The 24,481-nt window shown below is 71.9% G+C and carries 21 protein-coding genes and 1 pseudogene; 14 read left to right on the forward strand and 8 right to left on the reverse strand.

The window, feature by feature from the left end; genetic code table 11:
• The first annotated feature begins 91 nt into the window (after positions 1–91).
• The 3 genes and pseudogenes from HEP85_RS28635 to HEP85_RS28645 all read left to right on the forward strand — a co-directional run bounded on the left by HEP85_RS28635 (position 92) and on the right by HEP85_RS28645 (position 5,879).
• Positions 92–2,219: pseudogene (locus HEP85_RS28635) on the forward strand (ATP-binding protein).
• Positions 2,220–2,361: 142 nt separating this feature from the next.
• Positions 2,362–4,020: a PucR family transcriptional regulator gene (locus HEP85_RS28640; protein WP_369657877.1), complete on the forward strand. Its 1,659-nt coding sequence runs from the start codon at positions 2,362–2,364 to the stop codon at positions 4,018–4,020.
• Between the two features lie 413 nt (positions 4,021–4,433).
• The gene (locus tag HEP85_RS28645; protein WP_168530471.1) at positions 4,434–5,879 is read left to right on the forward strand and encodes an aldehyde dehydrogenase family protein; all 1,446 of its coding nucleotides are present in this window, start codon (positions 4,434–4,436) and stop codon (positions 5,877–5,879) included.
• Positions 5,880–5,982: 103 nt separating this feature from the next.
• Here the strand turns inward: HEP85_RS28645 and HEP85_RS28650 are convergent, their stop codons facing one another.
• Both HEP85_RS28650 and HEP85_RS28655 read right to left on the reverse strand, forming a co-directional pair.
• Entirely contained in the window at positions 5,983–6,156 is a 174-nt protein-coding gene (locus HEP85_RS28650) for a hypothetical protein (protein ID WP_168530472.1), read from the reverse strand.
• Between the two features lie 129 nt (positions 6,157–6,285).
• On the reverse strand, positions 6,286–6,426 hold the full coding sequence (locus tag HEP85_RS28655) for a hypothetical protein (RefSeq protein WP_168530473.1): 141 nt from the start codon (positions 6,424–6,426) through the stop codon (positions 6,286–6,288).
• Positions 6,427–6,559: 133 nt separating this feature from the next.
• Between HEP85_RS28655 and HEP85_RS28660 the strand changes: the two genes are divergently transcribed.
• Positions 6,560–7,039 carry a general stress protein gene (locus HEP85_RS28660; RefSeq protein WP_168530474.1) on the forward strand — a complete coding sequence of 160 codons (480 nt, stop codon included), beginning with the start codon at positions 6,560–6,562 and terminating at the stop codon, positions 7,037–7,039.
• Positions 7,040–7,121: 82 nt separating this feature from the next.
• On the opposite strand, the gene HEP85_RS28665 is transcribed toward HEP85_RS28660, so the two are convergent.
• Both HEP85_RS28665 and HEP85_RS28670 read right to left on the reverse strand, forming a co-directional pair.
• On the reverse strand, positions 7,122–7,604 hold the full coding sequence (locus tag HEP85_RS28665; protein WP_365769643.1) for a hypothetical protein: 483 nt from the start codon (positions 7,602–7,604) through the stop codon (positions 7,122–7,124).
• Between the two features lie 165 nt (positions 7,605–7,769).
• Positions 7,770–8,783 (reverse strand): LacI family DNA-binding transcriptional regulator, encoded by a 1,014-nt coding sequence (locus HEP85_RS28670; RefSeq protein ID WP_168530475.1) that lies wholly within the window; start codon positions 8,781–8,783, stop codon positions 7,770–7,772.
• A 476-nt stretch (positions 8,784–9,259) separates the two neighbouring features.
• On the opposite strand from HEP85_RS28670, the gene HEP85_RS28675 reads away from it, so the two are divergent.
• Positions 9,260–11,191 (forward strand): acyl-CoA dehydrogenase family protein, encoded by a 1,932-nt coding sequence (locus HEP85_RS28675; protein WP_168530476.1) that lies wholly within the window; start codon positions 9,260–9,262, stop codon positions 11,189–11,191.
• A 104-nt stretch (positions 11,192–11,295) separates the two neighbouring features.
• Here HEP85_RS28675 and HEP85_RS28680 read toward each other — a convergent pair whose 3' ends face one another.
• Positions 11,296–11,748 carry a lamin tail domain-containing protein gene (locus HEP85_RS28680; protein WP_168530477.1) on the reverse strand — a complete coding sequence of 151 codons (453 nt, stop codon included), beginning with the start codon at positions 11,746–11,748 and terminating at the stop codon, positions 11,296–11,298.
• Between the two features lie 192 nt (positions 11,749–11,940).
• On the opposite strand from HEP85_RS28680, the gene dxr reads away from it, so the two are divergent.
• The 6 genes from dxr (at position 11,941) to HEP85_RS28710 (ending at position 19,810) form a co-directional block, all read left to right on the forward strand.
• Positions 11,941–13,197 (forward strand): 1-deoxy-D-xylulose-5-phosphate reductoisomerase, encoded by a 1,257-nt coding sequence (gene dxr / locus HEP85_RS28685; protein WP_168530478.1) that lies wholly within the window; start codon positions 11,941–11,943, stop codon positions 13,195–13,197.
• The gene (locus HEP85_RS28690; RefSeq protein WP_168530479.1) at positions 13,194–14,498 is read left to right on the forward strand and encodes an RIP metalloprotease; all 1,305 of its coding nucleotides are present in this window, start codon (positions 13,194–13,196) and stop codon (positions 14,496–14,498) included. The genes dxr and HEP85_RS28690 overlap by 4 nt, the downstream gene beginning before the upstream one ends.
• A 506-nt stretch (positions 14,499–15,004) precedes the next feature.
• Positions 15,005–16,162 carry a flavodoxin-dependent (E)-4-hydroxy-3-methylbut-2-enyl-diphosphate synthase gene (gene ispG, locus HEP85_RS28695; RefSeq protein ID WP_168530480.1) on the forward strand — a complete coding sequence of 386 codons (1,158 nt, stop codon included), beginning with the start codon at positions 15,005–15,007 and terminating at the stop codon, positions 16,160–16,162.
• Between the two features lie 366 nt (positions 16,163–16,528).
• On the forward strand, positions 16,529–17,377 hold the full coding sequence (locus tag HEP85_RS28700; protein WP_168530481.1) for a GNAT family N-acetyltransferase: 849 nt from the start codon (positions 16,529–16,531) through the stop codon (positions 17,375–17,377).
• A 79-nt stretch (positions 17,378–17,456) separates the two neighbouring features.
• Positions 17,457–18,026 (forward strand): GNAT family N-acetyltransferase, encoded by a 570-nt coding sequence (locus HEP85_RS28705; RefSeq protein WP_168530482.1) that lies wholly within the window; start codon positions 17,457–17,459, stop codon positions 18,024–18,026.
• Positions 18,027–18,118: 92 nt separating this feature from the next.
• Positions 18,119–19,810 (forward strand): proline--tRNA ligase, encoded by a 1,692-nt coding sequence (locus HEP85_RS28710; RefSeq protein WP_168530483.1) that lies wholly within the window; start codon positions 18,119–18,121, stop codon positions 19,808–19,810.
• 274 nt (positions 19,811–20,084) lie between these two features.
• On the opposite strand, the gene HEP85_RS28715 is transcribed toward HEP85_RS28710, so the two are convergent.
• The 3 genes from HEP85_RS28715 to HEP85_RS28725 all read right to left on the reverse strand — a co-directional run bounded on the left by HEP85_RS28715 (position 20,085) and on the right by HEP85_RS28725 (position 22,223).
• Entirely contained in the window at positions 20,085–21,032 is a 948-nt protein-coding gene (locus HEP85_RS28715; protein WP_369657878.1) for an aminoglycoside phosphotransferase family protein, read from the reverse strand.
• 40 nt (positions 21,033–21,072) lie between these two features.
• Positions 21,073–21,513 carry a ferritin-like domain-containing protein gene (locus HEP85_RS28720; protein ID WP_248002527.1) on the reverse strand — a complete coding sequence of 147 codons (441 nt, stop codon included), beginning with the start codon at positions 21,511–21,513 and terminating at the stop codon, positions 21,073–21,075.
• Positions 21,514–21,608: 95 nt separating this feature from the next.
• Positions 21,609–22,223 (reverse strand): hypothetical protein, encoded by a 615-nt coding sequence (locus HEP85_RS28725; protein WP_369657879.1) that lies wholly within the window; start codon positions 22,221–22,223, stop codon positions 21,609–21,611.
• 242 nt (positions 22,224–22,465) lie between these two features.
• Between HEP85_RS28725 and rimP the strand changes: the two genes are divergently transcribed.
• The 3 genes from rimP (at position 22,466) to HEP85_RS28740 (ending at position 24,438) form a co-directional block, all read left to right on the forward strand.
• A complete protein-coding gene (gene rimP / locus HEP85_RS28730) occupies positions 22,466–23,008 on the forward strand; it encodes a ribosome maturation factor RimP (RefSeq protein ID WP_168530486.1) in 543 nt (180 codons plus the stop codon).
• A 2-nt stretch (positions 23,009–23,010) separates the two neighbouring features.
• The gene (nusA, locus tag HEP85_RS28735; protein ID WP_168530487.1) at positions 23,011–24,057 is read left to right on the forward strand and encodes a transcription termination factor NusA; all 1,047 of its coding nucleotides are present in this window, start codon (positions 23,011–23,013) and stop codon (positions 24,055–24,057) included.
• A gap of 102 nt (positions 24,058–24,159) precedes the next feature.
• Complete coding sequence (locus HEP85_RS28740; RefSeq protein ID WP_168530488.1) at positions 24,160–24,438, forward strand: YlxR family protein; 279 nt, start codon at positions 24,160–24,162, stop codon at positions 24,436–24,438.
• Positions 24,439–24,481 lie beyond the last annotated feature (43 nt).

Genomic DNA, 24,481 nt, shown 5'->3' on the forward strand with positions numbered 1-24,481 from the left:
GGGGCAGCCCCGTAAACGGTGAACTCGCCCCGCAGGGGCACTAGATTGACTCGCGGACGAAGCAGGGAGCGGCTGGTCAGGGGGCAGGGCGATGGACAGCGACGGGACCCAGGACGCGCGGGGCACGCATGCCCGGCCGGTGCCGCGTCCGGCGGGACCACCGGACGCGGCGGCGACGCCACCCCGGCCGGCACGGGCACCGGGCGTACCGCCACTGCCGGACGGGTCCGCCTTCCTGGCCTGGCTGCGGGCACCGCGGCCCGAGGCCGCCCCCGGGGTGTGGCGGTTCGGCTACCGGCCCCGGCCCGAGCAGGAGCCGGAACGGATCCCCGCCCGGCAACTGCTCAGCGGCGCGGTGATCGCCTTCCTGGTGGGCTGGCTGGTCTGGTCGCTGCTGTGGAACGGCTACCTCGGCGGCTGGTGGGTCCTGCCGCTCGAACTGTTCACCCCCGACTCATGGCGCCACAGCGACGACCGGGTCGGCAACGCGTTCCTCTGGTACGGCTACTACACGCTGATCGCCCTCGCCATCATGATCGTCGTCGGCCGCCTCGGCCGCTGGGGTGAGGTCTGGCGGCGCTACGGACTGCCCGCGTGGCACCGCGCCGCCCCCGTCCACGAGCGCCCGCCCGCGCCCGAGGAAGACCCCGCCCAGTGGAACCACCTGCGCGCCGCCGGAGCCGCCGACGCCGCCGACCGGCTCGCCGCCGAGGCTTACCGCGGGCTGATGCGCGATGTCGACCACGCCCGGATCGCCCGCGCCTGGCAGGGGAGTGCGCAGCGGACGCCACAGCCTCGCCACGTTCACCGCCGCCGTGCTCAAGGACGGCGCCGCCGCCTGCCTGCACCCCTCCGGCGAGCGCGACCTGCCCGGCCGACTGGCCCGCCACGACCTGGTGACCGGACAGGTACGGCTCGGCGCGACCGCCGACGACCCGCGCAACCCCTACGCCTACCGCGACACCGGACTGGCCCTCGGCCCCGATCTGCTGGGCACCTCAATGCTCGCCGTCGGCCCCGCCGGGTCCGGCAAGACCGGCGCGGTCGTCTGGCCGCTCGCCGAGTCGCTGTGCCTGCACGCCCTAGCCGGGCGCGCCGCCGTCGTGGTGGTGGGCGCCGCGGGCGCCGGGCTCGGCCCCGTCGACGCGTACGACGTCGTCGTCCGGATCGGGAACCCCGAGTCCGTGTACGACCTCGACCTGTACGGCGGGACCACCGACCCCGACGAAGCCGCCGCGGTGCTCGCCGAGGCGCTGGCCGGGGACCTCGCCGACCCGCACCCCGGGGGCGACAGCCGCCGCTCGACCACCGTGCTCGCCCAGCTGCTCGGCCCCTATCGCGCCGTCCACGGGCGCTTCCCCTCCGTGCCCGAGCTGCGGCAGCTCCTCGACGGGACGCCCGGACCGCTCGGCGCGCTGCGCAAGGCACTGCAGGACGGCGGACAGGAGTCACTGCTGCGGGAACTCGACGCCCGGGAACGCCAGATGGGACACCCCGGCGACGTCGGAAGCGTGCTCGCGGACCGTGTCGCACTGCTCGACAGGCCCGCGTTCGCCGGGTTCTTCGACACCTCGGGACAGTCGCGGCCCTTCTCCCTGCGGGCACTCGACCACCCGGTGCGAGTACGCGTCGACCTGCCCGCGCGCGGACACGCCGACGCCTCGCGGATCCTCGCGCGGCTCGTGCTCGCGCAGTTCACGGCGAGCGTCGCGGTACGCGAGGACCGCTCGCTCTTCGCCTGTCTCGTACTGGACGACGCGACGGGACTGGTCACACCCGAGGCCGTACGGGGCATCCAGCGGCTGCGGTCGGGCAACGCCGGGGCCGTGCTGACGCTGCGCACGCTCGACGACGTACCGCGCCCGCTGCGCGGCCCCCTGCTCGGCTCCATCGGATGCCGGATGGCGCTGTCCGGACTCACCCCGTGGGACGGCCAGGACTTCGCCGAGGTGTGGGGCAAGGAATGGATCGAGGCGCGGGACGTCACCGACCGGCAGATCATCGCGGAGACCCCGGCGGGAAAGGCCGTGCACATGCTGCGGCGCGTGATCACCGGGCACGCCCCGACCGCGCGGGCGGTGACCGTCCGGCAGGTCGAACGGGAGCGGTGGTCCGCGTCCGAGCTGGCGCACGGGGTACCGCCGGGGCACGCGGTGCTGTCGCTCACCACCGTGCGCGGTGAACACGCGCCGCCCCTGCTGGTGGATCTGCGCGGCTGACCGGGACGTCCGGACGTCAGGTCACCGGCCGACCGTACGGTGAGGCAGAATCGACATAGGTCGTTCATACGTTGCGGCCAAAAGATCCAAAAGATCACACCTCCCGTGGCCGTCGAAGATCCTGTGAAGACCTGAAGGTCCCATGCCCCCCACGCTCGCCTCGCTCGTCCACCACTCCGCGCTCAAGCTCACGGTGCGTGCGGGCGAGGACCGCCTGGACGTGCCCGTCCGCTGGGCGCATGTCAGCGAGCTCGCCGACCCCGTGCCGTACATGGAGGGCGGGGAGCTGCTGCTCATCACCGCGCTCACGCTGGACGCGGAGGACCCGGACGCCATGCGGCGGTACGTGAAGCGGCTCGCCGGAGCGGGGGTCGTCGGTCTGGGCTTCGCCGTCGGCGTCAACTACGAGGAGACCCCGAAGGCACTCGTCGACGCGGCCGAGGGGGAAGGGCTCCCGCTGCTGGAGGTACCCCGGCGCACACCGTTCCTGGCGATCAGCAAGGCCGTGTCGGCCGCGATCGCCGCGGACCAGTACCGGGCCGTGACCGCCGGCTTCGCCGCCCAGCGCGAGCTGACCAAGCAGGCGCTGAGCGACGGCCCCCAGGGACTGCTCGCCGCGCTCGCCGGACAGGTGGACGGCTGGGCCGCGCTGTACGACGCCTCGGGCGCCGTCGTCGCCGCCGCGCCCGAGTGGGCCGGACGGCGGGCCGGGCGGCTCACCCCGGACGTCGAGCGACTGCGCGAACGGCCCGCGCCCGCGAGTTCGGTGGTGGGCGGCGAGGACCGCGTCGAACTGCACTCCCTCGGGACCGGACGCAGGCCCCGCGCCGCGCTCGCCGTCGGCACGGCCGCCGCCCTCGGCACCGCCGAGCGGTACGCCGTGCACTCGGCGATCGCGCTGCTGACCCTGACCACCGAGCGGTCACGGCCCCTGCACGCGGCCGAGCAGCGGATCGGCGCGGCGGTGCTGCGCATGCTGCTCGCCGGCCAGCCGGAGCACGCCCGGACCGTGGCGGGGGACCTGTACGGGGAACTGCTCGACGCGCCGTTCCGGCTCATCCTCGCCGAGTCGGCGTCCGCCTCGGCGGCCCGGGCGCACGCCGACGGGCACGCCAAGGTCGCCGCGGCGAAGCCGTCCAAGGCCCAGGTCGCGGTACCGGACACGAACGGCGACCCGCTCGGCGGGCTCGCCGAGATCGTGGAGTCGGCCGCCGCCCGCTCCGGCGAGTCCGTGCTCGTCGTGCCCGACGGCGAGCGGCTGGTCGTGCTCGCCGTGGACGGAGGCGCGGCGGTGGCCGCGTGCGGGGAGTACGCCCTCGCCCTGGACGCCGCGCGGACCGGGGCCCGGGAACAGCCGGCGGCCGAGGAGGACGAGCTGGTCGTCGGCCTGTCCGCCCCGGCCGGGCCGATCGCCGCGGCAGGGGCCTACAAGCAGGCCGAACAGGCGCTGTCCGTCGCCCGGCGCCGGGGCCGTTCCCTGGTCGAGCACGAGGAACTGGCCGCGGGGTCGGTGCTGCCGCTCCTCGCGGACGACGCGGTACGGGCGTTCGCCGACGGCTTGCTGCGACCGCTGTACGAGCACGACGCGACCGGGCGGGGCGATCTGGTGGCCTCACTGCGGGCCTGGCTGTCCCGGCACGGGCAGTGGGACGCGGCGGCCGCGGATCTCGGTGTGCACCGGCATACGCTGCGGTACCGGATGCGGAGGGTCGAGGAGATCCTCGGGAGGTCCCTCGACGATCCGGATGTGCGGATGGAACTCTGGCTGGCCCTGAAGACGACGGCTGCCGCCGCGGAATAGGGGGTTTCGCCCCCGCCGCCCCCATCCCTGGGGGCTCCGCCCCCAGACCCCCGTATCGGCCTTAAGGGCCTTGTCCTCAAACGCCGGACGGGCTGAAAAGACCTGGCCTCGGCCGGAACCTTCCAGCGCGGGCGCGCATATCCAGCCCGTCCGGCGTTTGAGGACGAGCCCTTCGGGCGATGCGGGGGTCCCAGGGTGCGCAGCGTCCCTGGGGGTCTGGGGGCGGAGCCCCCAGGAACGGATGGGTCGGGTAGGGGCGGCGGGGGCGAGACACCCCTCGGCGACCGGGACAAAGCGGCGTACCCCGCCGGGTGACTGCTACGCCTCGGACAAACACCCCTCCGCCACCCCGGCCCTACCGTGGACCACGAAAGCCAAGGACTCCTCAACCTCGGAAGGGCCCGGAACTCGACATGACTTCCACCACCGCCTTCTGGCTCGCCGGCCGCCAGGCCACCGGCGAGACCGCCTTCGACGTGACCTCGCCGTGGGACGGCCGGCTCGTCGCCCAGGTCAGCGTCCCGACCGAGGCCCAGGTCGAGGAGGCCGTCGCCGCCGCGTACGCCGTACGCGACGAGTTCGCCGCCACCCCCGCCCACGTCCGCGCCGCCGCCCTCGACCACGTGAGCCGCCGCCTCGTCGAGCGCACCGAGGAGATCGCGCGGCTCATCTCCGCCGAGAACGGCAAGCCGATCAAGTGGGCCCGCGGCGAGGTCGGCCGCGCGGTCTCCGTGTTCCGTTTCGCCGCGGAGGAAGCCCGCAGGTTCAACGGCGGCGAGGCCCAGCGCCTGGACACCGACCTCGGTGGCCAGGGCCGCCTCGCCCTGACCCGCCGCTTCCCGAAGGGCGTCGTCCTCGGCATCGCGCCGTTCAACTTCCCCCTCAACCTGTGCGCCCACAAGATCGCCCCGGCCATCGCGGCCGGCGCGCCGATCATCCTGAAGCCGGCTCCCGCGACGCCGCTGTCGGGCCTGATCATCGGTGACCTGCTCGCCGAGACGGACCTGCCCGCCGGTTCGTGGAGCATCCTGCCGGTCTCCAACGACCGCATGCCCGCCCTCGTCCAGGACGAGCGCCTGCCCGTGATCTCGTTCACCGGTTCCGAGAAGGTCGGTTACGCGATCATGGACTCGGTGCCCCGCAAGCACTGCACCCTGGAACTGGGCGGCAACGGCGCGGCCGTCGTGCTCGCCGACTGGGCGAGCGACGAGGACCTGGACTGGGCCGCGACCCGGATCGCCACCTTCTCGAACTACCAGGGCGGCCAGTCCTGCATCTCGGTGCAGCGGGTGATCGCGGACGCGTCCGTGTACGACCGGCTGCTGCCGCGCATCGTCGCCGCCGTCGAGGTCCAGGTGACCGGTGACCCGTCGGACGACAAGACCGACGTCGGCCCGCTGGTCAGCGAGGACGCGGCCAAGCGTGTCGAGTCGTGGGTCGACGAGGCGGTCCGGGCGGGTGCCGCGTTGCTCACCGGCGGCAAGCGCGACGGTGCCTCCTACGCGCCGACGGTCCTCGCCGACGTGCCGGACGACGTCACCGTCTCCTGCGAGGAGGTCTTCGGACCGGTCCTCACCGTGCGGAAGGTGGATGGCGAGGCAGCCGCCTTCGCCGCCGTCAACGACTCCAAGTACGGCCTGCAGGCGGGTGTGTTCACCCATGACCTGCAGAGTGCGTTCCGCGCGCACCGGGCGCTGGAGGTCGGCGGTGTCGTGGTCGGCGACGTGCCGTCCTACCGCGCCGACCAGATGCCGTACGGCGGGGTGAAGCAGTCCGGTGTCGGGCGCGAGGGCGTGAAGTTCGCGATGGACGACTACACCTACGAGCGCGTCCTCGTGCTGACGGGCCTCGCGCTCTGAGCGCTGCCTGAACGATCGCCGACGGCCGGAGCCCACTGTGCGGGGGCTCCGGCCGTCGGCGTGTCTGGGGGGCCGGCTCACAGGCGCCCGGTTCGGATCCTGGTCAGGCCGCCTTTGCCACGTCGTCGCGGGAGAGGGCCGACCACAGCGAGAGCAGCTCCTGGTACTCCTCGGCGCGCGCGGAGCTCGCCGGCTCGGTCATCAGGTGGCGGATACGGTCGTTGACCTGGTCAAGGGCGTGCGGCACCTGGCCGTCAGGCCCGGGGGAGTACGACATAGCCACACCGTACGGCGGGGGTATGACAATGAGGGGCGTGCCTGGTCGTGTTCGAGGCGATGATCGCCCGTCGCCTCGCTCGCCGGGCACGGGCGCGTCGAGACGCGGCTCCGCCTCGACGGGGTGAACCTACGCGGTCACCGCACGGGCGGAGCCGGCGGTCACCCCGGCGGCCTCCCGCGCACCGCCCGCGACCACCGCGCACGTGAACGCGGTCGCAGGGGCCTTCCAGCCCCAGGAGGCGAACACGATCACCGGTATGACGAACATCGCTCCACGGGCAGCGATATCAGCCTCGGGGAGTGACATCGGTCCGGCTTCCCGGCCGGCCCGCTCCGCCTTGCGGGGGCGACGGCCTCGCCGCAGGCTGTTCGACGGGGACGGTGAGAAAGGGAGCCCTGTGATGATCCAGCAATCGCCCACGGCGCCGCTCGACCGGCCGGTGGTCGGCTCGTATCCGACCTACGAGGGCGCGCAGCGTGCGGTCGACTTCCTCTCCGACAGCAAGTTCCCGGTGGAGCACACCGCGATCATCGGCTCGGACCTGCGGATGGTGGAGACGGTCCTCGGCCGGCTCACCCGGGGCCGGGCCGCCCTGGCCGGCGCGGGCTCGGGTGCCTGGTTCGGGCTGCTCGTCGGCCTGCTCCTGTCGCTGTTCGCCGCGGGCAACCATCACGTCCTGGTGCTGATGATCAGCGGCCTGTTCTACGGCGCGATCTTCGGTGCGCTCTTCGGCTTCGCCGGTCACGCGTTCACCGGAGGCCGCCGCGACTTCGCGTCCCGCAGCCAGATCGTCGCCTCCCGCTACGACGTGGTCGCCCAGGCGGAGGTCGCGGAAGAGGCGAAGAACCTGCTCGTCAAACTCGGCTGGCGCGAAGGCTGAGGCGACTGAGGCGGCCGAGGGGACTGAGAAGGCCGAGAAGGCCGAGAAGGCCGAGAAGCATGGGACGGTCGGGCGCCGCGCGTCACACGGCCGGCCTCCTCCTGGCCCGGCGCTCCGTGTCGAGGGCGGCGGTGCCGGCCAGCGCCACCGCGGCCACCGCGAGGCAGAAGAAGGCCGGGTTGACGTACCTGGGGACGTGGCCGGTGGCGTACCGGGCGCCGTCCCCCGTCTCGCAGACGAACCGCACGGGCAGATAGCTCACCGTGTAACCGGTGATGCCGGGGTCCCGCGCCCACTCCTGCCAGCCGGGCGTACGGCACGGCCGGATCGGCGCCGAGTCGGTGCCGCCGTCCTCCGCCGCCAGGACCGCTCCGGCGACATGGAGCAGGCCCCACACATACACGGCGACCGCGGCGGCCCCCACGAGGGCGGCCGGCCCGCGCAGCCGCCCTCCGCCGTCGGCGCGCTCCGCACCCGGGCGCCCGAGCCTGCCGAAGCCGTACCCGGCGAGGGCGACGCAGGCGACCAGCCCGCCGGGAAGCAACAACAGGAGCAGAGGAACCATCCGCCGACTTCAGCAGGGCGGGATCGGCCCCGCTGTGGTGGAGGCCACAGTTCCGGGCAACGGAAACGTCACGTGTCGCGCGGCTGCTCCACCGCGGTCAGCCGGGGGCCCGTCCCGCGGGGATACCCACGGGGAGCTGACAGGGACCGGGCGGGGGGCGGAGCGTCAGGCGGACGCCGGGGCCGGGCCCGTGCTCGCGCGGATCGTCAACTCGGGTGCGATGAGCGCGACTTCGACGCTGCCGCGCCCCTCCAGCTTGGCGATCACCATCTCGACGGCCTGCCGGCCCATCTCCTGGGCGGGGATGGCGACCGACGTCAGCCGCACCGAGGCCTGCGTGGCGACCTGGTCCGGGCAGATCGCGATCACCGACACGTCCTCGGGGACGGCCCGGCGCTGCCGGCGCAGCAGGGCGAGCAGCGGCTCGACCGCGGACTCGTTCTGTACGACGAAGCCCGTGGTGCCGGGGCGCTCGTCGAAGACCCGGGCCAGCGTCAGGGACATCGCGTCGAAGCCGCCCTCGCAGGGACGGTGCAGCACCCGCAGGCCCAACTCGCGGGCGCGGGAACGGAGTCCGTCGAGCGTGCGCTCGGCGAAGCCCGTGTGCCGTTCGTAGACGGCGGGTGCCTCGCCGATGACGGCGATGTCCCGGTGGCCCAGCACCGCCAGATGCTCGGCGCACAGCGCGCCCGTCGCCCCGAAGTCGAGATCGACGCAGGTCAGTCCCGAGGTGTCGGCGGGCAGCCCGATCAGCACGGACGGCTGGTCCGTCCGGCGCAGCAACGGCAGCCGCTCGTCGTCGAGTTCGACGTCCATCAGGATCATCGCGTCGGCGAGCCCGCTGCCGGTGACCCGGCGCACGGCGTCGGGCCCCTCCTCGCCGGTGAGCAGCAGCACGTCGTACCCGAAGGTGCGGGCGTGGGTCGCCACCGCGATGGCGATCTCCATCATCACGGGTACGTACATGTCGGTGCGGAGCGGAACCATCAGCGCGATGATGTTGGACCGGCTGCTCGCCAGGGCCCGGGCGCCCGCGTTCGGGTGGTAGCCGAGTTCCCGGATGCTCAGCTCGACCCGCTGCCGGGTCTCCGCGGAGATGGACCGCTTGCCGCTGAGGACATAGCTCACCGTGCTCGCCGAGACCCCGGCGTGCTGGGCGACCTCGGCGAGGGTGACCATCCGGCTCTCCAAGCTTCGTGAAGCGCTTCGACAGTGGGCGCATCGCCCGCGGGTAGGAGCGGGTGAGGGCTGCTCGACACTAGCCCGGTGGGGACAGTGTGTCCAGAGACGCCGAGCAGTGTTGAAGCGCTTCGACACTGCTCCTCGCCGGACGCGTATTGGGGTGCCCGTACCTCCCGCTGTCGTGCCCTTCCGGGGAGACGGTGACCGTGGAGGAGTGTCACGCGAACGGTCCAGTGATGCGACACCCGGCACGGCGGCGCCGGTCGGGATGGCGCAATGTGGAACATGTCAGGCGACACCGGATGGAAAGCCGCGTAAGTGGCGGACGCCGGCCGCTCCCCGGACGGTCGGGGGACGGTCCGAACGCTGCGCGAGGACTGGTGGGGTCGCCCGCAATCAGGTACATACGATCGAGTAGCACCGGTCAGTAACGAAGACCCCCAGTGATCCCTATTCGCGGCGAGGTGAGCTTCTTGTCCGCAACACCCCACCGGCCCACAGTCACCGAACGTGAGGCCCGTCAGGTCGCCGAGGCGGCGCGGGAACAGGACTGGCGCAAGCCCAGCTTCGCCAAGGAACTGTTCCTCGGGCGCTTCCGGCTCGACCTGATCCACCCGCACCCCCTGCCGCCCGACGAGGCGGTCCAGCGCGGCGAGGAGTTCCTCGCCAAACTGCGCGACTTCTGCGAGACGAAGATCGACTCCGCCCGTATCGAGCGCGAGGCGCGGATCCCCGACGAGGTCGTCGACGGGCTCAAGGAGCTCGGCGCCCTCGGCATGAAGATCGACACCAAGTACGGCGGCCTCGGCCTCACCCAGGTGTACTACAACAAGGCACTCGCCCTGGTCGGCTCCGCGAGCCCGGCGATCGGCGCCCTGCTCTCCGCGCACCAGTCGATCGGCGTGCCACAGCCGCTGAAGATCTTCGGCACCAAGGAGCAGAAGGACACCTTCCTGCCCCGCTGCGCCCGTACCGACATCTCGGCCTTCCTGCTCACCGAGCCGGACGTCGGCTCCGACCCGGCGCGGCTGGCCACGTCCGCCGTGCCGGACGGCGACGACTACGTCCTCGACGGCGTGAAGCTCTGGACGACCAACGGTGTCGTCGCCGATCTGCTCGTCGTCATGGCGCGGGTGCCGAAGTCCGAGGGCCACAAGGGCGGCATCACGGCGTTCGTGGTGGAGGCCGGTTCCGACGGCATCACCGTCGAACACCGCAACGCCTTCATGGGCCTGCGCGGTCTGGAGAACGGTGTCACCCGCTTCCACCAGGTACGCGTCCCCGCCGCGAACCGGATCGGCCCGGAGGGCGCGGGTCTGAAGATCGCGCTGACCACGCTCAACACGGGCCGGCTCTCGCTCCCCGCCATGTGCGTCGGAGCGGGGAAGTGGTGTCTCAAGATCGCCCGCGAGTGGTCCGCCGCGCGCGAGCAGTGGGGCAAGCCGGTCGCCTTCCACGAGGCGGTCGGAGCGAAGATCTCCTTCATCGCGGCGACGACGTTCGCCCTGGAGGCGGTCGTCGACCTGTCCTCGCAGATGGCCGACGAGGACCGCAACGACATCCGTATCGAGGCCGCCCTCGCCAAGCTGTACGGCTCCGAGATGGCCTGTCTGATGGCCGACGAACTGGTCCAGATCCGCGGCGGCCGCGGCTTCGAGACCGCCGCGTCCCTCAAGGCCCGCGGTGAACGGGCGGTCCCGGCCGAGCAGATCCTGCGGGACCTGCGCATCAACCGCATCTTCGAGGGCTCGACGGAGATCATGCACCTGCTGATCGCCCGCGAGGCCGTGGACGCCCACCTCTCGGTGGCCGGTGACCTCATCGACCCCGACAAGTCCCTCTCGGACAAGGCGAGGGCGGGCGCCAACGCCGGCGTCTTCTACGCCAAGTGGCTCCCGAAGCTGGTCGCGGGCCCCGGTCAGCTCCCGCGCTCGTACGGCGAGTTCCAGCACGGCGTCGATCTCTCGCCGCATCTGCGCTACGTCGAACGCAGTTCCCGCAAGCTGGCCCGCTCCACCTTCTACGCCATGTCGCGCTGGCAGGGACGGATGGAGACCAAGCAGGGCTTCCTCGGCCGGATCGTCGACATCGGCGCCGAACTCTTCGCGATGAGCGCCGCCTGCGTGCGGGCCGAACTCCTGCGCAGCGAAGGGGAGCACGGCCGTGAGGCGTACCAGCTCGCAGACGCCTTCTGCAGGCAGTCCCGCATCCGAGTCGACGAACTCTTCGGGCGGCTGTGGACCAACACCGACGAGCTCGACCGCAGGGTCGTCAAGGGCGTGATGTCGGGCACCTACACCTGGCTGGAGGAGGGGGTCGTCGACCCGTCCGGCGACGGACCGTGGATCGCCGACGCGACGCCCGGTCCCGCCCAGCGGGAGAACGTGCGCCGGCCCATCCGCTGAACCGGGTCCCGGCGGGGACGGGCGGTGGCCGGCGCCGTCGGGCGCGTCGGCCACGTCCTCCGCCCCGCCGCCCGGGTACCCCCGGGCGGCGGGGCGCCCGGGGATCAGCAGTACTTGTCGCTGGGATCCCGCGTCGTCCACGAGCACGAGTCGACCTTGGAGCCGCTCGCCTTCGTGAGCGTGGCCGTGTCACTGGTGTTGTTCCAGACGTACGCGCGGCGGTGCTGGTACTTGTCCGCCGTGGTGTCCGTACCGCTTCCGGTGTGCACCTTCATGGTCCTGCCCGCCCCGATCTTCACGTTGGGGAAGGTGTACCGGTGGTTCGACACGTCCTTCAGGACCCAGCCCTTGAGCGAGACCGCCGCGGAACCGGTGTTCCTGAGCTGCACCCACTCGCCGTTGAGGCTCGCGTTGGAGCGGTTGTCGGAGCCCGGGCTGTCGAACCAGACGTGATGGATGGTCACACCGCCGGCGGCCTGCGCCGGAGTGCTGAGAAGAAACGTGCCTGTCAGTGCCACGGCGCCCGCGAGCGCGGGCAGGGCAGCGCGTATCCGCATGAGAACCCCCCCAGGGTGTCGTTCCCCGGCCGGTCGTCCACCGGCCAGTGGTGAAGTGCTATCACGTGATCTTCACGTGAGATTCACAAAGGGTGATTTCACGTCCTCCGGTACGCCGGGGTGCTAATGAGGGCGGAGGCGGAAGAGGGGAGCCCTGTCCTGCGCGGCCCGCTTTGCGGCCACAATGGGGGGATGAGCGACAGTCCAGCCCCCCTCGCTGATCCGCATCTTGTCTTCGACCCCGTGGACGGAGTCCGGGATGTCGTGATCCTCGGCTCCACCGGGTCGATCGGGACCCAGGCCATCGACCTCGTGCTGCGCAACCCCGACCGCTTCCGCGTCACCGGGCTCTCCGCCGCCGGCGGCAGGGTCGGACTGCTCGCCGAGCAGGCCCACCGACTGCGGGTGCGCACGGTCGCCGTCGCGCGCGAGGACGCCGTACCCGCGCTGCGGGAGGCACTGGCCGCCCAGTACGCCGCCGGTGAGCCGCTCCCCGAGATCCTCGCGGGAGCCGACGCCGCCACCCACCTCGCCGGATCCGACGGTCACACCGTCCTCAACGGCATCACCGGCTCCATCGGCCTCGCCCCGACCCTCGCCGCCCTGGAGGCGGGCCGCACCCTCGCGCTCGCCAACAAGGAGTCGCTCATCGTCGGCGGCCCGCTGGTGAAGGCGCTGGCCAAGCCGGGACAGATCATTCCCGTCGACTCCGAGCACGCGGCCCTGTTCCAGGCCCTGGCGGCCGGCACCCGCGCGGACGTCCGCAAGCTGGTCGTGACCGCCTCCGGAGGACCCTTCCGGGGCCGCACGAAGGCGGAGCTGGCGGACGTCACACCCGCCGACGCCCTGGCCCACCCGACCTGGGCCATGGGACCGGTCATCACGATCAACTCCGCGACCCTGGTCAACAAGGGGCTGGAAGTCATCGAGGCGCACCTCCTCTACGACATTCCCTTCGATCGCATTGAGGTGGTCGTGCACCCGCAGTCGTATGTCCACTCGATGGTTGAGTACACGGACGGATCGACACTGGCCCAGGCGACGCCCCCCGACATGCGGGGGCCGATCGCCATCGGTCTCGGCTGGCCGGAGCGCGTCCCCGACGCGGCCCCGGCCTGCGACTGGACCAAGGCGTCGAGCTGGGAGTTCTTCCCGCTCGACAACGAGGCGTTCCCCTCGGTCGGACTCGCCCGGCACGTGGGCCGGCTCGCGGGCACGGCCCCGGCGGTGTTCAATGCCGCCAACGAGGAGTGCGTCGACGCGTTCCTGAACGGCACACTGCCGTTCAATGGGATCATGGAGACCGTCACGCGGGTGGTCGAGGAACACGGAACACCCCGATCGGGAACTTCCCTGACGGTGGCGGACGTCCTCGAAGCGGAGACCTGGGCGCGTGCCCGGGCCCGTGAACTGACGGCACAGACGACAACCGCGGAGGCTCGTGCATGACGACCCTGATGATGATCCTCGGCATAGTCGTCTTCGCGGTCGGCCTGCTCATCTCGATCGCCTGGCACGAGCTGGGACATCTGTCGACGGCCAAGCTCTTCGGTATCCGTGTGCCGCAGTACATGGTCGGCTTCGGGCCGACCATCTGGTCGCGGAAGAAGGGCGACACCGAGTACGGGGTGAAGGCGGTCCCGCTCGGTGGCTACATCCGCATGATCGGGATGTTCCCGCCGGGTCCCGACGGCCGGATCGAGGCACGCTCGACCTCCCCCTTCCGGGGCATGATCGAGGACGCCAGGTCCGCCGCCTTCGAAGAGCTCAAGCCCGGTGACGAGACCCGCCTCTTCTACACGCGCAAGCCGTGGAAGCGCGTGATCGTGATGTTCGCGGGCCCGTTCATGAACCTGATCCTGGCCGTCGCGATCTTCCTCGGCGTGATGATGACGTTCGGCGTGCAGACCCAGACCACCACGGTCGGCAAGGTCTCGGACTGTGTCATCCAGCAGAGCGAGAACCGCTCCAAGTGCGCGGCGAGCGACGAGGCCGCGCCCGCCAAGGCGGCCGGGCTCAGGGGCGGCGACAAGATCGTCGCGTTCGACGGCAGGACGGTCGGCGACTGGTCGGCCCTGCAGTCCGACATCCGCTCCAACCCCGGCAAGGACGTCACCATCACGGTCGAGCGCAAGGGCCAGCGGCTTGACCTCAAGACCCACCTGATCAAGAACCAGGTCAGCAAGACCGACGGCAACGGCGGCTACGTCGAGGGCAAGTACGTGTACGCGGGCTTCCTCGGCTTCACCCCCGCCTCCGGCATCGTCCAGCAGTCGTTCGGTCAGTCCGTGAACCGCATGGGCGACATGATGCAGAACGGCGTCGAGTCGCTGGTCTCGCTGCCCGGCAAGATCCCCGACCTGTGGAACGCGGCCTTCGGCGACGGCCCGCGCAAGGCGGACTCCCCGATGGGCGTGGTCGGAGCGGCCCGGATCGGCGGTGACGTCTTCACCCTCGACATCCCGGCCTCCCAGCAGGTCGCGATGATGCTGCTGCTGGTCGCGGGCTTCAACCTCTCCCTCTTCCTGTTCAACATGCTCCCGCTGCTCCCGCTCGACGGCGGGCACATCGCGGGCGCGCTGTGGGAGTCGCTGCGGCGGAACGCGGCGAAGGTGCTCAAGCGGCCCGACCCGGGTCCGTTCGACGTCGCGAAGCTGATGCCGGTGGCCTACGTGGTGGCCGGGATCTTCGTCTGCTTCACGCTTCTCGTCTTGATCGCGGACGTGGTCAACCCGGTCCGCATCAGCTGACGGAGCACCCGTCCGGGCGGCCCCGCCGCCCGTGCCCCGCCCTTCACCCGTGTAACTCACATGGATGAAGGGCGGGGCTTCTTCGCTTCTTCACGTGTGCGGTTTTCGTAGGTTCCCATCGCGGAATACCCCCTCACTGGGCGCATCCGCGGGCGATGCGGTCTGCCTGGAGCGTCGCCAGGACCTTCAGGAGGCCCGCGGGATGACAGCGCCGGATCACCTGGTCGCCGCTGCGGCCCGTCTTTCAGCGAACCGTGCCATCACTGAGGATCCGCACCGTACTGGATGCCGAACGGGTCGCCTGAGGGCCCGGCGATCGGCCGGACAGGGTTCCATCCGGACAGGCTGCCCAGGGGGAACCGTCTCCATGTCGGGCCGCTCGCCCTACAACGTCATCGAGTGGACCGCAGGACGTCATGTGCCTCCGTACACCTCCGTGCCGTAATCTCGGAGCCTGGAGCCCACGATTCCGGGACCTTGATCCACAACTTGGGGTTGCACAGCAGATGACTGCGATTTCTCTCGGCATGCCGTCCGTTCCGACCAAGCTCGCCGAGCGCCGGAAGAGCCGGCAGATCCAGGTCGGAACCGTGGCCGTGGGTGGAGACGCACCCGTCTCGGTGCAGTCGATGACGACCACGCGTACGTCGGACATCGGCGCCACGCTGCAGCAGATCGCCGAGCTGACGGCGTCCGGCTGCCAGATCGTCCGGGTCGCCTGCCCGACCCAGGACGACGCGGACGCCCTCGCGACGATCGCCCGCAAGTCGCAGATCCCGGTGATCGCGGACATCCACTTCCAGCCGAAGTACGTCTTCGCGGCGATCAACGCGGGCTGTGCCGCGGTGCGCGTCAACCCCGGCAACATCAAGCAGTTCGACGACCAGGTCAAGGAGATCGCCCGGGCCGCGAAGGACACCGGCACCCCGATCCGGATCGGCGTCAACGCGGGCTCGCTCGACCGGCGCCTGCTCCAGAAGTACGGCAAGGCGACGCCGGAGGCGCTCGTCGAGTCGGCGCTGTGGGAGGCGTCCCTCTTCGAGGAGCACGACTTCCGGGACATCAAGATCTCGGTCAAGCACAACGACCCGGTCGTCATGGTCAACGCCTACCGGCAGCTGGCCGCCGCCTGCGACTACCCCCTCCACCTGGGTGTGACGGAGGCGGGCCCCGCCTTCCAGGGCACGATCAAGTCGGCGGTCGCCTTCGGCGCGCTGCTGTCCGAGGGCATCGGCGACACGATCCGGGTCTCCCTCTCGGCCCCGCCCGTCGAGGAGATCAAGGTCGGCCTCCAGATCCTGGAGTCCCTCAACCTCAAGCAGCGCGGCCTGGAGATCGTCTCCTGCCCGTCCTGCGGCCGCGCCCAGGTCGACGTGTACAAGCTGGCCGAAGAGGTCACCGCGGGTCTGACCGGCATGGAGGTCCCCCTGCGCGTCGCCGTCATGGGCTGCGTGGTGAACGGACCGGGCGAGGCCCGCGAGGCCGACCTCGGCGTCGCCTCCGGCAACGGCAAGGGGCAGATCTTCGTCAAGGGCGAGGTCATCAAGACCGTGCCCGAGTCGAAGATCGTGGAGACCCTCATCGAGGAAGCGATGAAGCTCGCCGAGCAGATGGAGGCCGACGGGGTCGCCTCCGGCGAGCCTTCGGTGGCCGTGGCGGGCTGACGCCCCCCGTCCCTGGTCTTCGCCCCGCCTCCCTGCCCGAGCCCCCGCCTCCCTGCCCGAGCCGTCCCTCGGCCGCGGGCAGTGGGGGCTGGTCGCGCAGTTCCCCGCGCCGCTGACGGGGCACGTCCGGCCCGCCAGGTCGAGACGGAGCCCGGGGCCGTCCACTCCGCCCGAAATCACCAACTCCCCGCCGCGTTCAGGGGCGCCGGGAACTACGCGCTCAGCCCCCACCCAGCCGCAGCCGAACACTCCCTGAGTCCGAGACCCCCCGCGGCCGAAGGTCCACCCCCGTACAAGGGGCGGCGCCCCGCAACCTCGCCAGGTACAGTGCGGAGATCAGTAGACCCCAGGGTGAGGCCCCCGTACGTGTTGACCCAGACCACCACCAGGGTCCTCGAACCGAGTGACCTGGACGCCGCGCTCGCCGTGCTCGGCCGTGAGCCGGTCGCCAACGCCTTCGTCGCATCCCGGGTGCAGATCGCCGGCCTCGACCCCTGGCGGCTCGGCGGCGAGATGTGGGGCTGGTACGAGGACGGCATGCTGCAGTCCCTCTGCTACGCCGGAGCCAACCTGGTCCCGATCTGTGCGACCCCCCGAGCCGTCCGCGGCTTCGCCGACCGCGCCCGCCGGGCCGGCCGCCGCTGCTCCTCGATCGTCGGCCCCGTCGAGGCCACCGCCCAGCTGTGGCGGCTGCTCGAACCGAGCTGGGGCCCCGCCCGCGAGGTCCGCCGCCACCAGCCCCTCATGGTCACCGACCGCCTCCCCGCCGACATCGCCCCGGACCCCTACCTCCGCCGCATCCGTAAGGACGAGATGGAGACGATCATGCCGGCGTGCGTGGCCATGTTCACCGAGGAGGTCGGCGTCTCGCCGCTCGCCGGCGACGGCGGCCTCCTCTACCAGGCGCGGGTGGCCGAACTCGTCGGCACCGGACGCTCGTTCGCCCGCCTCGACCAGAACGGCAGGGTCGTCTTCAAGGCCGAGATCGGCGCCGCCACCACCCAGGCCTGTCAGATCCAGGGCGTCTGGGTCGCCCCCGAGTACCGGGGCCAGGGGTTCGCGGCCCCCGGCATGGCGGCGGTCCTGCGCTACGCCCTCGCGGACGTCGCCCCCCTCGTCAGCCTCTACGTCAACGATTTCAACACGGCCGCCCGCGCGACCTACCGACGCGTGGGCTTCCAGGAGGTCGGGGCGTTCATGAGCGTCCTGTTCTAGCTACACCGCCGGCCACACCCGCGGCCACCGCGCCGCGGAGCCGCTCTGAGCCTCGTACGTGCCCTGTAGTCTCCCCGGCATGCTGCGCTTTCCCGGTCAGGGGCCCCGCACCCCCGACGACGTGGTCATCGGCCCGCTGGATCTCGCCGCGCGCGTCGACGAGGCGCTCGCCGTCCAGGCGCTCGCCTTCGGGCTGGGCCCCGACGAGATCGCCGTCCGCCGGCAGATCGTGCTGCGCCACCTCACCAGCCCGGGAGCCCGCGCCCTCGGGGCCACCACCGTCGACGGACGGCTCGTCGGATTCGTCTACGGCATGCCCAACGACCGTGGGCACTGGTGGTCGACCGTCGTCGAGCCCTATCTGCGGACGCGGGGCAACGACACCTGGCTCGACGACTCCTTCGTCATCACCGAGCTGCACGTCCACCCGCGCTACCAGAACCGCGGCGCGGGCCGCGCCCTGATCACCGGCATCACGGACAGCGCGGCCCTACCCCGCTCGATCCTCTCGGCCATCGACACGGACAGTCCCGCCCGCGGCCTGTACCACTCGCTGGGCTACGAGGACCTGGCACGCCAGGTCCTCTTCCCGAGCGCGCCGAAACCGTACGCGGTGATGGGCGCGCCACTGCCACTGCGGCGCCCCTGACGGGCGGCCCCGGGGCGAAACGGATTTCCGGGGACGGCGGCCCCCCGGCTAACCTCCTTGCCATCACCCTTACGCAGCAGGAGTCGAGAACCATGGCCCAGGTCCAGCGCATGTCCCGTTTGATGGTCAAGACACTGCGTGACGACCCGGCCGACGCCGAGACGCTCAGCCACAAGCTGCTCGTCCGCGCCGGCTATGTGCGCCGCAACGCCGCCGGCATCTGGACCTGGCTGCCGCTCGGCAAGAAGGTCCTCGACAACATCTCCCGGGTCGTGCGCGAGGAGATGGACGCCATCGGCGCCCAGGAGGTCCTGCTGCCGGCCCTCCTCCCCAAGGAGCCCTACGAGGCCTCGGCCCGCTGGGAGGAGTACGGCGACCTGCTGTTCCGCCTCCAGGACCGCAAGGGCGGCGAGTACCTGCTCGGCCCCACCCACGAGGAGATCTTCACCCTGGTGGTGAAGGACCAGGTCGCGTCCTACAAGGACCTGCCGGTCATGCTCTACCAGATCCAGACCAAGTACCGGGACGAGGCCCGCCCGCGCTCCGGCGTGCTGCGCGGCCGCGAGTTCCAGATGAAGGACTCGTACTCCTTCGACACCACGGACGAAGGCCTGGCCGAGTCCTACGCGCTGCACCGTGCCGCGTACCAGAAGATCTTCGCCCGGCTGGGCCTCGACTACCGCATCGTCTCGGCGGTCTCGGGCGCCATGGGCGGCTCCGCCTCCGAGGAGTTCCTCGCTCCCGCCGCGGCCGGCGAGGACACCTTCGTGGACTGCCCGGCCTGCGACTACGCCGCCAACACGGAGGCCGTGACCTTCAAGCTCACGCCCGTCTCCGAGGAGCACGGCCCGGTCGAGGAGCTGGACACCCCCGACACCCCGACCATCGACACGCTCGCCCGGCACCTCGGCGTCCCGGCCTCCGCCACCCTCAAGAACCTGCTGGTCAAGGTCGACGGCGAGATCGTCGCCGTCGGCGTCCCGGGCGACCGCGAGGTCGACCTCGGCAAGCTGGGTGAGCACCTCGCGCCCGCCGTCGTGGAACTGGTGACGGCCGAGGACTTCGAGGGCCGCGACGACCTCGTACGGGGTTACGTCGGGCCGCAGGGTCTGGAGAAGGTCCGCTACATCGCCGACCCGCGGGTGGCGCCGGGCACCGCGTGGGTCACGGGCGCGAACAAGGCCGACACGCACGCGAAGAACGTCGTCGCGGGCCGTGACTTCGAGGTCGACGACTACCTCGACGTCGTCGTCGTCGAGGAGGGCGACCCCTGCCCGTCCTGCGGCGCCGGCCTCAAGCTGGACCGCGCCATCGAGATCGGCCACATCTTCCAGCTCGGCCGCAAGTACGCCGACACCTTCCAGCTCGACGTCCTCGGCCAACAGGGCAAGCCGGTCCGCGTGACCATGGGCTCCTACGGCATCGGCGTCTCGCGCGCGGTGGCGGCGCTCGCCGAGCAGTCGGCGGACGAGCAGGGTCTGTGCTGGCCCAAGGAGATCGCCCCCGCCGACGTCCACGTCGTCGCCGCGGGCAAGGCGCTGCAGACCGAGCTGGCCCTCGACGTCTCCGAGAAGCTGGGCGCCGCGGGCGTGCGGGTCCTGGTGGACGAACGCGCCGGTGTCTCCCCGGGCGTGAAGTTCACGGACGCCGAGCTCATCGGCGTACCGCAGATCCTCGTCGCCGGGCGCCGCTCGGCCGAGGGCGTCCTGGAACTCAAGGACCGCCGCACCGGCGAGCGCGAGGAACTGACCGTCGACGAGGCGATCGCGCGCCTGACGGCCTGACGGCCTGACCGAGGCGGGCCGACAGACGTCGTCGGCAGGACGGACGGCCCGGCCGGGGTTGCCACGCCCCGGCCTACGCCGGAAGCCGGTGCCGGAAGTCCGTCCGGGAAGTCCGTCCTGGAAGCCGCCGCCCGGAGTGTTCTTCCCGGGCGGCGCGGGTGCTCGGCGGGGTCTGCTTCCCGCGGCTCGCCGACCGGAGGACGGGGCAGCACCGCGCCATCCGGCGAGGGGCGGCCGGGCCGGGTGCTCGGAGCGGGCCGCGAGGCCCGCCGGCTCAGAGCCAGCCGGCGAACTCCAGCAGCAGTTCGGCGTCCTGCTCACGCCCCACCCGCCGCGCCCGCACGCCGGACTCGACCGCCCGGAACAGGGTCCAGCCGCGCAGCCGCTCCTGGTCCACCTCCAGCGACTCGGCGAGCCGCTTCACCCGCCGCCGGGTGATCGAGGCCCCCGAGGGCGAGGCGATCAGGTCCTCCACCCGGTCACGGACCAGCCGGGCCAGATCGAAGGCGCACTCACCGATCACCGGGTCCGGGCCCACGGCCAGCCAGGGCATGCGCTCACCCGCGAGCACCTTGCTCTGCCGGAAGGTGCCGTGCAGCAGCCGCTCCTCGGGCGGGCCGGCGATCAGCTCCTCACGGGCCGCGAGCGCCGCGTCGACCAGCTCCCCGACCTCGGCGTCGGTGTCCGCCGCGGCCCGCATCGCCTCGGCCTGCCGCCCGGTCCGCTCGGCCACCGTCTCGAAGACGTGCGCCCGCTCGGCGGGCGGTTCGACCCACAGCCGCCGCAGCGTGCCGGCCGCCTCCAGCAACGCCTTCGCCTCCGGCAGCGAACGCACCGACAGATCGGGCCGCAGCCGCTCCAGCAGCAGCACTCCTTGGACGTCGCCCACCGCGCCGAGGGGAGGCAGGAGCTGCACCGCGCCCCGGCCGCCCCAGTGGGCGAGCGCGGCCCGCTCGCTCTCCGGACGCGCCCGCTCCGGCGCCAGCTTCAGTACCGCGGGCGTCCCGTCGGCCTGCCGCACCAGCACGACCAGGCTGCTGCGGCCGCCCGGCGCCTGCACCCGCTCCACGGTCAACTCACGTAGGCCGACTGCCTGTTGAAGAGCCCCGGCCAGCTGGTCCAGCCACTTGCCCGACCCGTCGTCCCCTTTGACCTCGTCGGACCCGCCCCGCTGCGCCTCGCCGAGCGCCCGTACCAGGCGCTGCGGCGGTTCGAAAGCCATGCGGGAGTCCATGCGGGAGGGGTTCCTTCCGAGAGTCGCGTCAGGTGTGGGAGGGCGCCGCCGCGAACGAGGCGGTCGTCCGCTCGGCGAGCCCAGGGAAGGCTACGCTCTCCCCGCGCCAGCGCACTCCCCGCACCGCCGCCTCCCGCAGCGCCTCGGCCGCCGAGCTCCGCCGGTCGCCCGAGGAGGCGCGCACCAGGTCGGAGTAGATCCCGGCCACACGTTCCTCCAGCTCGGCGGCGAACCGTACGGCCGTGCCGGAGTCCTTGACGGCGAAGGGCAGCGCGTACGCCGCCGCCGCGGGCGCGGGCTGTCCGCCCAGGTCCCTTATGGCGCGCGCCAGTTCGTCGCGGCGCGCACGGTGCGCGTCGTACGCCGCGCGTGCCTCGCCCTGGCGGGACTCACCGATCCTGCCGCCGACGACCCCGTACCCGTACACCACCGCGTGCTCGGCGGCCAGCGCTGCCTGCAGGGCCGTCAGCTCCGTCGCCGCGGCCTTCCGCCCGGCGTTTCCGGCCGTCCCCGCTTCGCGGGTCTTCCCGGCCTTCGCGGCCGGTTCCGTAGCCCCCGTCGAGCTCACTTCGCCTCCTTCGTCAGCAAAAACGCGTGGGCCGCCCCGGCCGCCGCCACCGAGGCCAGCAGTCTGGCCAACTCTCCCGGCACGTCCAGCAGAGCTTTCGTTCGCCGGTCCACCAGGGCGAGTTCGGCGGCCGCGAGGTCGGCGAGGGCGTCCTTCTCGCGGGCCGGCACGGCGGGCGAGGAACTCGCGGAAGCCGGAGCCGACGAGGAGGCGGAGGCCGAGGGCGACGCGGAGGCAGAGCCCGAAGGGGACGCGGACGAAGAGGCGGACGAAGACGTGGACGAAGAGGCGGACGCCGAGGCCGAGGGCCGGCTCCCGGTGCCGCCGAACGCCTGCGCGTGCCGTACGACCTCGGTGCGCAGCGGGTCCAGCCGCTTCGCCAGCGGCGGATGGGCGACGATCACGGCGGCGTAGCGCGCCGCGAGCGTCTCGCTGTCGCGGGCCGCACGCGCGCGTGCGGCGTCCGCGGCCGAGGGGCTCCGGCCCGCGGTAACGGGGGACGACGACTCGGGAGCGGAACAGCCCACGAGCACGGCGGCGCCCGCGGCCGACGTGAGCAGGCTCCTTCGGCGCGGACCCGACGGGGTGCGGGACGGCGGGGTGAACGACACGGCAGACGTCCTCGGAAGGCTCGTACGAACGGGAGGGCGGCGCGCCCGTGATCACGGTACCCGCGCCGGGACCCGGCGCCCGCCAGCGGCTCTCCCGTGCCTCCGCCGGGCCGGTTCCCGGGCAGCCGCCGGGCCTTCCCGTGCCCGCCCCCGGTGGACGGCAACACCCCCTGCGACCGGATACCCTTTGACCAGACACGCGACCAACCCACAACAGCACACGCGGCCGAGGAGTCACCCGGATGAGCACCACCCAGAGCGAGAGGCTGCGAGAACTTCTGGAACCGCTCGTCAGCTCCCAGGGACTCGACCTTGAAGAGATCGAGGTGGACTCGGTCGGACGCAAGCGCGTGCTGCGTGTGGTCGTCGACTCGGACGCCGGTGCGGACCTGGACCAGATCGCCGATGTGAGCCGCGCGCTCTCGGCGAAGCTCGACGAGAGCGACGCGATGGGCGAGGGGGAGTACACCCTCGAGGTCGGAACCCCCGGTGCCGAGCGCGAGCTCAAGGAGCACCGTCACTACGTACGCGCCACGGACCGGCTGGTGAAGTTCCAGCTGGGCGACGGCGCCGAGCTGGTCGCCCGCATCCTGAACGCCGACGACGACGGCCTCGACGTGGAGGTGCCGGGTGTGAAGGGGCGCAGGCCCACCACCAGGCGGCTCGCCCTCGCGGACATCGCCAAGGCGCGTGTCCAGGTCGAGTTCAACCGTAAGAACGCGAACGACAAGCCCGAAGAGCCCGAAGTATCCGAAGAGACCGAAGAGAACGCAGAGGAGGCGTAGCCGTGGACATCGACATGAGTGCCCTGCGGGGTTTGGTACGGGAGAAGGAGATCTCCTTCGACCTGCTGGTCGAGGCGATCGAGTCGGCCCTCCTCATCGCCTACCACCGCACCGAGGGAAGCCGCCGCCACGCGCGCGTGAAGCTCGACCGGGAGACCGGTCATGTGACCGTGTGGGCGAAGGAGGACCCCGAGGACCTGGAGGAGGGGCAGGAAGTACGCGAGTTCGACGACACCCCGTCGGGGTTCGGCCGGATCGCCGCGACCACCGCCAAACAGGTGATCCTGCAGCGACTGCGGGACGCGGAGGACGACGCGACGCTCGGCGAGTACGCCGGACGTGAGGGCGACATCGTGACGGGCGTGGTCCAGCAGGGACGCGACCCGAAGAACGTGCTGGTCGACATCGGCAAGCTGGAGGCCATCCTGCCCGTGCAGGAGCAGGTCCCCGGCGAGACGTACCAGCACGGTCTGCGACTGCGCTCGTACGTCGTCCGGGTGGCGAAGGGCGTGCGCGGTCCGTCCGTGACGCTGTCCCGTACGCACCCCGCTCTGGTGAAGAAGCTCTTCGCGCTGGAGGTGCCGGAGATCGCCGACGGGTCCGTCGAGATCTCCGCCATCGCCCGCGAGGCCGGCCACCGCACGAAGATCGCCGTCCGCTCGACCCGGTCGGGCCTGAACGCCAAGGGCGCCTGCATCGGTCCCATGGGCGGCCGGGTGCGCAACGTCATGGCCGAGCTGAACGGCGAGAAGATCGACATCGTCGACTGGTCGGACGACCCGGCCGAGATGGTGGCGAACGCGCTGTCCCCGGCCCGTGTGTCCAAGGTGGAGGTCGTCGACCTCGCGGCCCGCTCCGCGCGGGTGACGGTCCCCGACTACCAGCTGTCACTGGCGATCGGCAAGGAGGGCCAGAACGCCCGCCTCGCGGCCCGCCTCACCGGCTGGCGGATCGACATCCGCCCGGACACCGAGCAGTCCTCCGACGAGCCCGCCGAGCGGCGCGGGGACCGGAGTGGGGACCGGCGCGGGGACCGGAGCGGGGAATAGATCCAAGCCGCGAGTGGCTTGGATCACGACAGTTATCTGCGCAGCAACTGTTCGATTCTTGCCCCAAAGGGGTGAGGTCGGTGCGGAGAGGTAGACTTAAGAGTGTCTGGCCGGACGCGAGCCCGCGCATGCCCTGAACGCACCTGTGTGGGGTGCCGGGAGCGAGCGGCCAAGACTGATCTGCTGCGGGTCGTGGCGATCGAGGGTGAATGCGTCCCCGATCATCGCGGTACGCTGCCCGGCCGGGGCGCGTACGTACACCCCGCCCCGGTCTGTCTGGACCTGGCGGTACGCCGCCGGGCGTTCCCACGGGCGCTGCGTGCCCAGGGAGTGCTCGACACAGCGGCGTTGCGCCTCTGCGTCGAGCAGGCAACACCGTAAGACGTGTCGTGCGGAACCCCCGTACGGCCCTGGTACCCCGCGA

The organism is Streptomyces sp. RPA4-2 (assembly GCF_012273515.2).
Lineage (GTDB): Bacteria > Actinomycetota > Actinomycetes > Streptomycetales > Streptomycetaceae > Streptomyces > Streptomyces kaempferi.

What these genes read in the sequence shown, in the direction of transcription:
- HEP85_RS28640 (WP_369657877.1), top strand. Translation starts at nt 2,362, where the DNA reads ATGCCCCCCACGCTCGCCTCGCTCGTCCACCACTCCGCGCTCAAGCTC.
- HEP85_RS28645 (WP_168530471.1), top strand. Translation starts at nt 4,434, where the DNA reads ATGACTTCCACCACCGCCTTCTGGCTCGCCGGCCGCCAGGCCACCGGC.
- HEP85_RS28650 (WP_168530472.1), bottom strand. Translation starts at nt 6,156, where the DNA reads ATGTCGTACTCCCCCGGGCCTGACGGCCAGGTGCCGCACGCCCTTGAC.
- HEP85_RS28655 (WP_168530473.1), bottom strand. Translation starts at nt 6,426, where the DNA reads ATGTTCGTCATACCGGTGATCGTGTTCGCCTCCTGGGGCTGGAAGGCC.
- HEP85_RS28660 (WP_168530474.1), top strand. Translation starts at nt 6,560, where the DNA reads ATGATCCAGCAATCGCCCACGGCGCCGCTCGACCGGCCGGTGGTCGGC.
- HEP85_RS28665 (WP_365769643.1), bottom strand. Translation starts at nt 7,604, where the DNA reads ATGGTTCCTCTGCTCCTGTTGTTGCTTCCCGGCGGGCTGGTCGCCTGC.
- HEP85_RS28670 (WP_168530475.1), bottom strand. Translation starts at nt 8,783, where the DNA reads ATGGTCACCCTCGCCGAGGTCGCCCAGCACGCCGGGGTCTCGGCGAGC.
- HEP85_RS28680 (WP_168530477.1), bottom strand. Translation starts at nt 11,748, where the DNA reads ATGCGGATACGCGCTGCCCTGCCCGCGCTCGCGGGCGCCGTGGCACTG.
- dxr (WP_168530478.1), top strand. Translation starts at nt 11,941, where the DNA reads ATGAGCGACAGTCCAGCCCCCCTCGCTGATCCGCATCTTGTCTTCGAC.
- HEP85_RS28690 (WP_168530479.1), top strand. Translation starts at nt 13,194, where the DNA reads ATGACGACCCTGATGATGATCCTCGGCATAGTCGTCTTCGCGGTCGGC.
- ispG (WP_168530480.1), top strand. Translation starts at nt 15,005, where the DNA reads ATGACTGCGATTTCTCTCGGCATGCCGTCCGTTCCGACCAAGCTCGCC.
- HEP85_RS28705 (WP_168530482.1), top strand. Translation starts at nt 17,457, where the DNA reads ATGCTGCGCTTTCCCGGTCAGGGGCCCCGCACCCCCGACGACGTGGTC.
- HEP85_RS28710 (WP_168530483.1), top strand. Translation starts at nt 18,119, where the DNA reads ATGGCCCAGGTCCAGCGCATGTCCCGTTTGATGGTCAAGACACTGCGT.
- HEP85_RS28715 (WP_369657878.1), bottom strand. Translation starts at nt 21,032, where the DNA reads ATGGCTTTCGAACCGCCGCAGCGCCTGGTACGGGCGCTCGGCGAGGCG.
- rimP (WP_168530486.1), top strand. Translation starts at nt 22,466, where the DNA reads ATGAGCACCACCCAGAGCGAGAGGCTGCGAGAACTTCTGGAACCGCTC.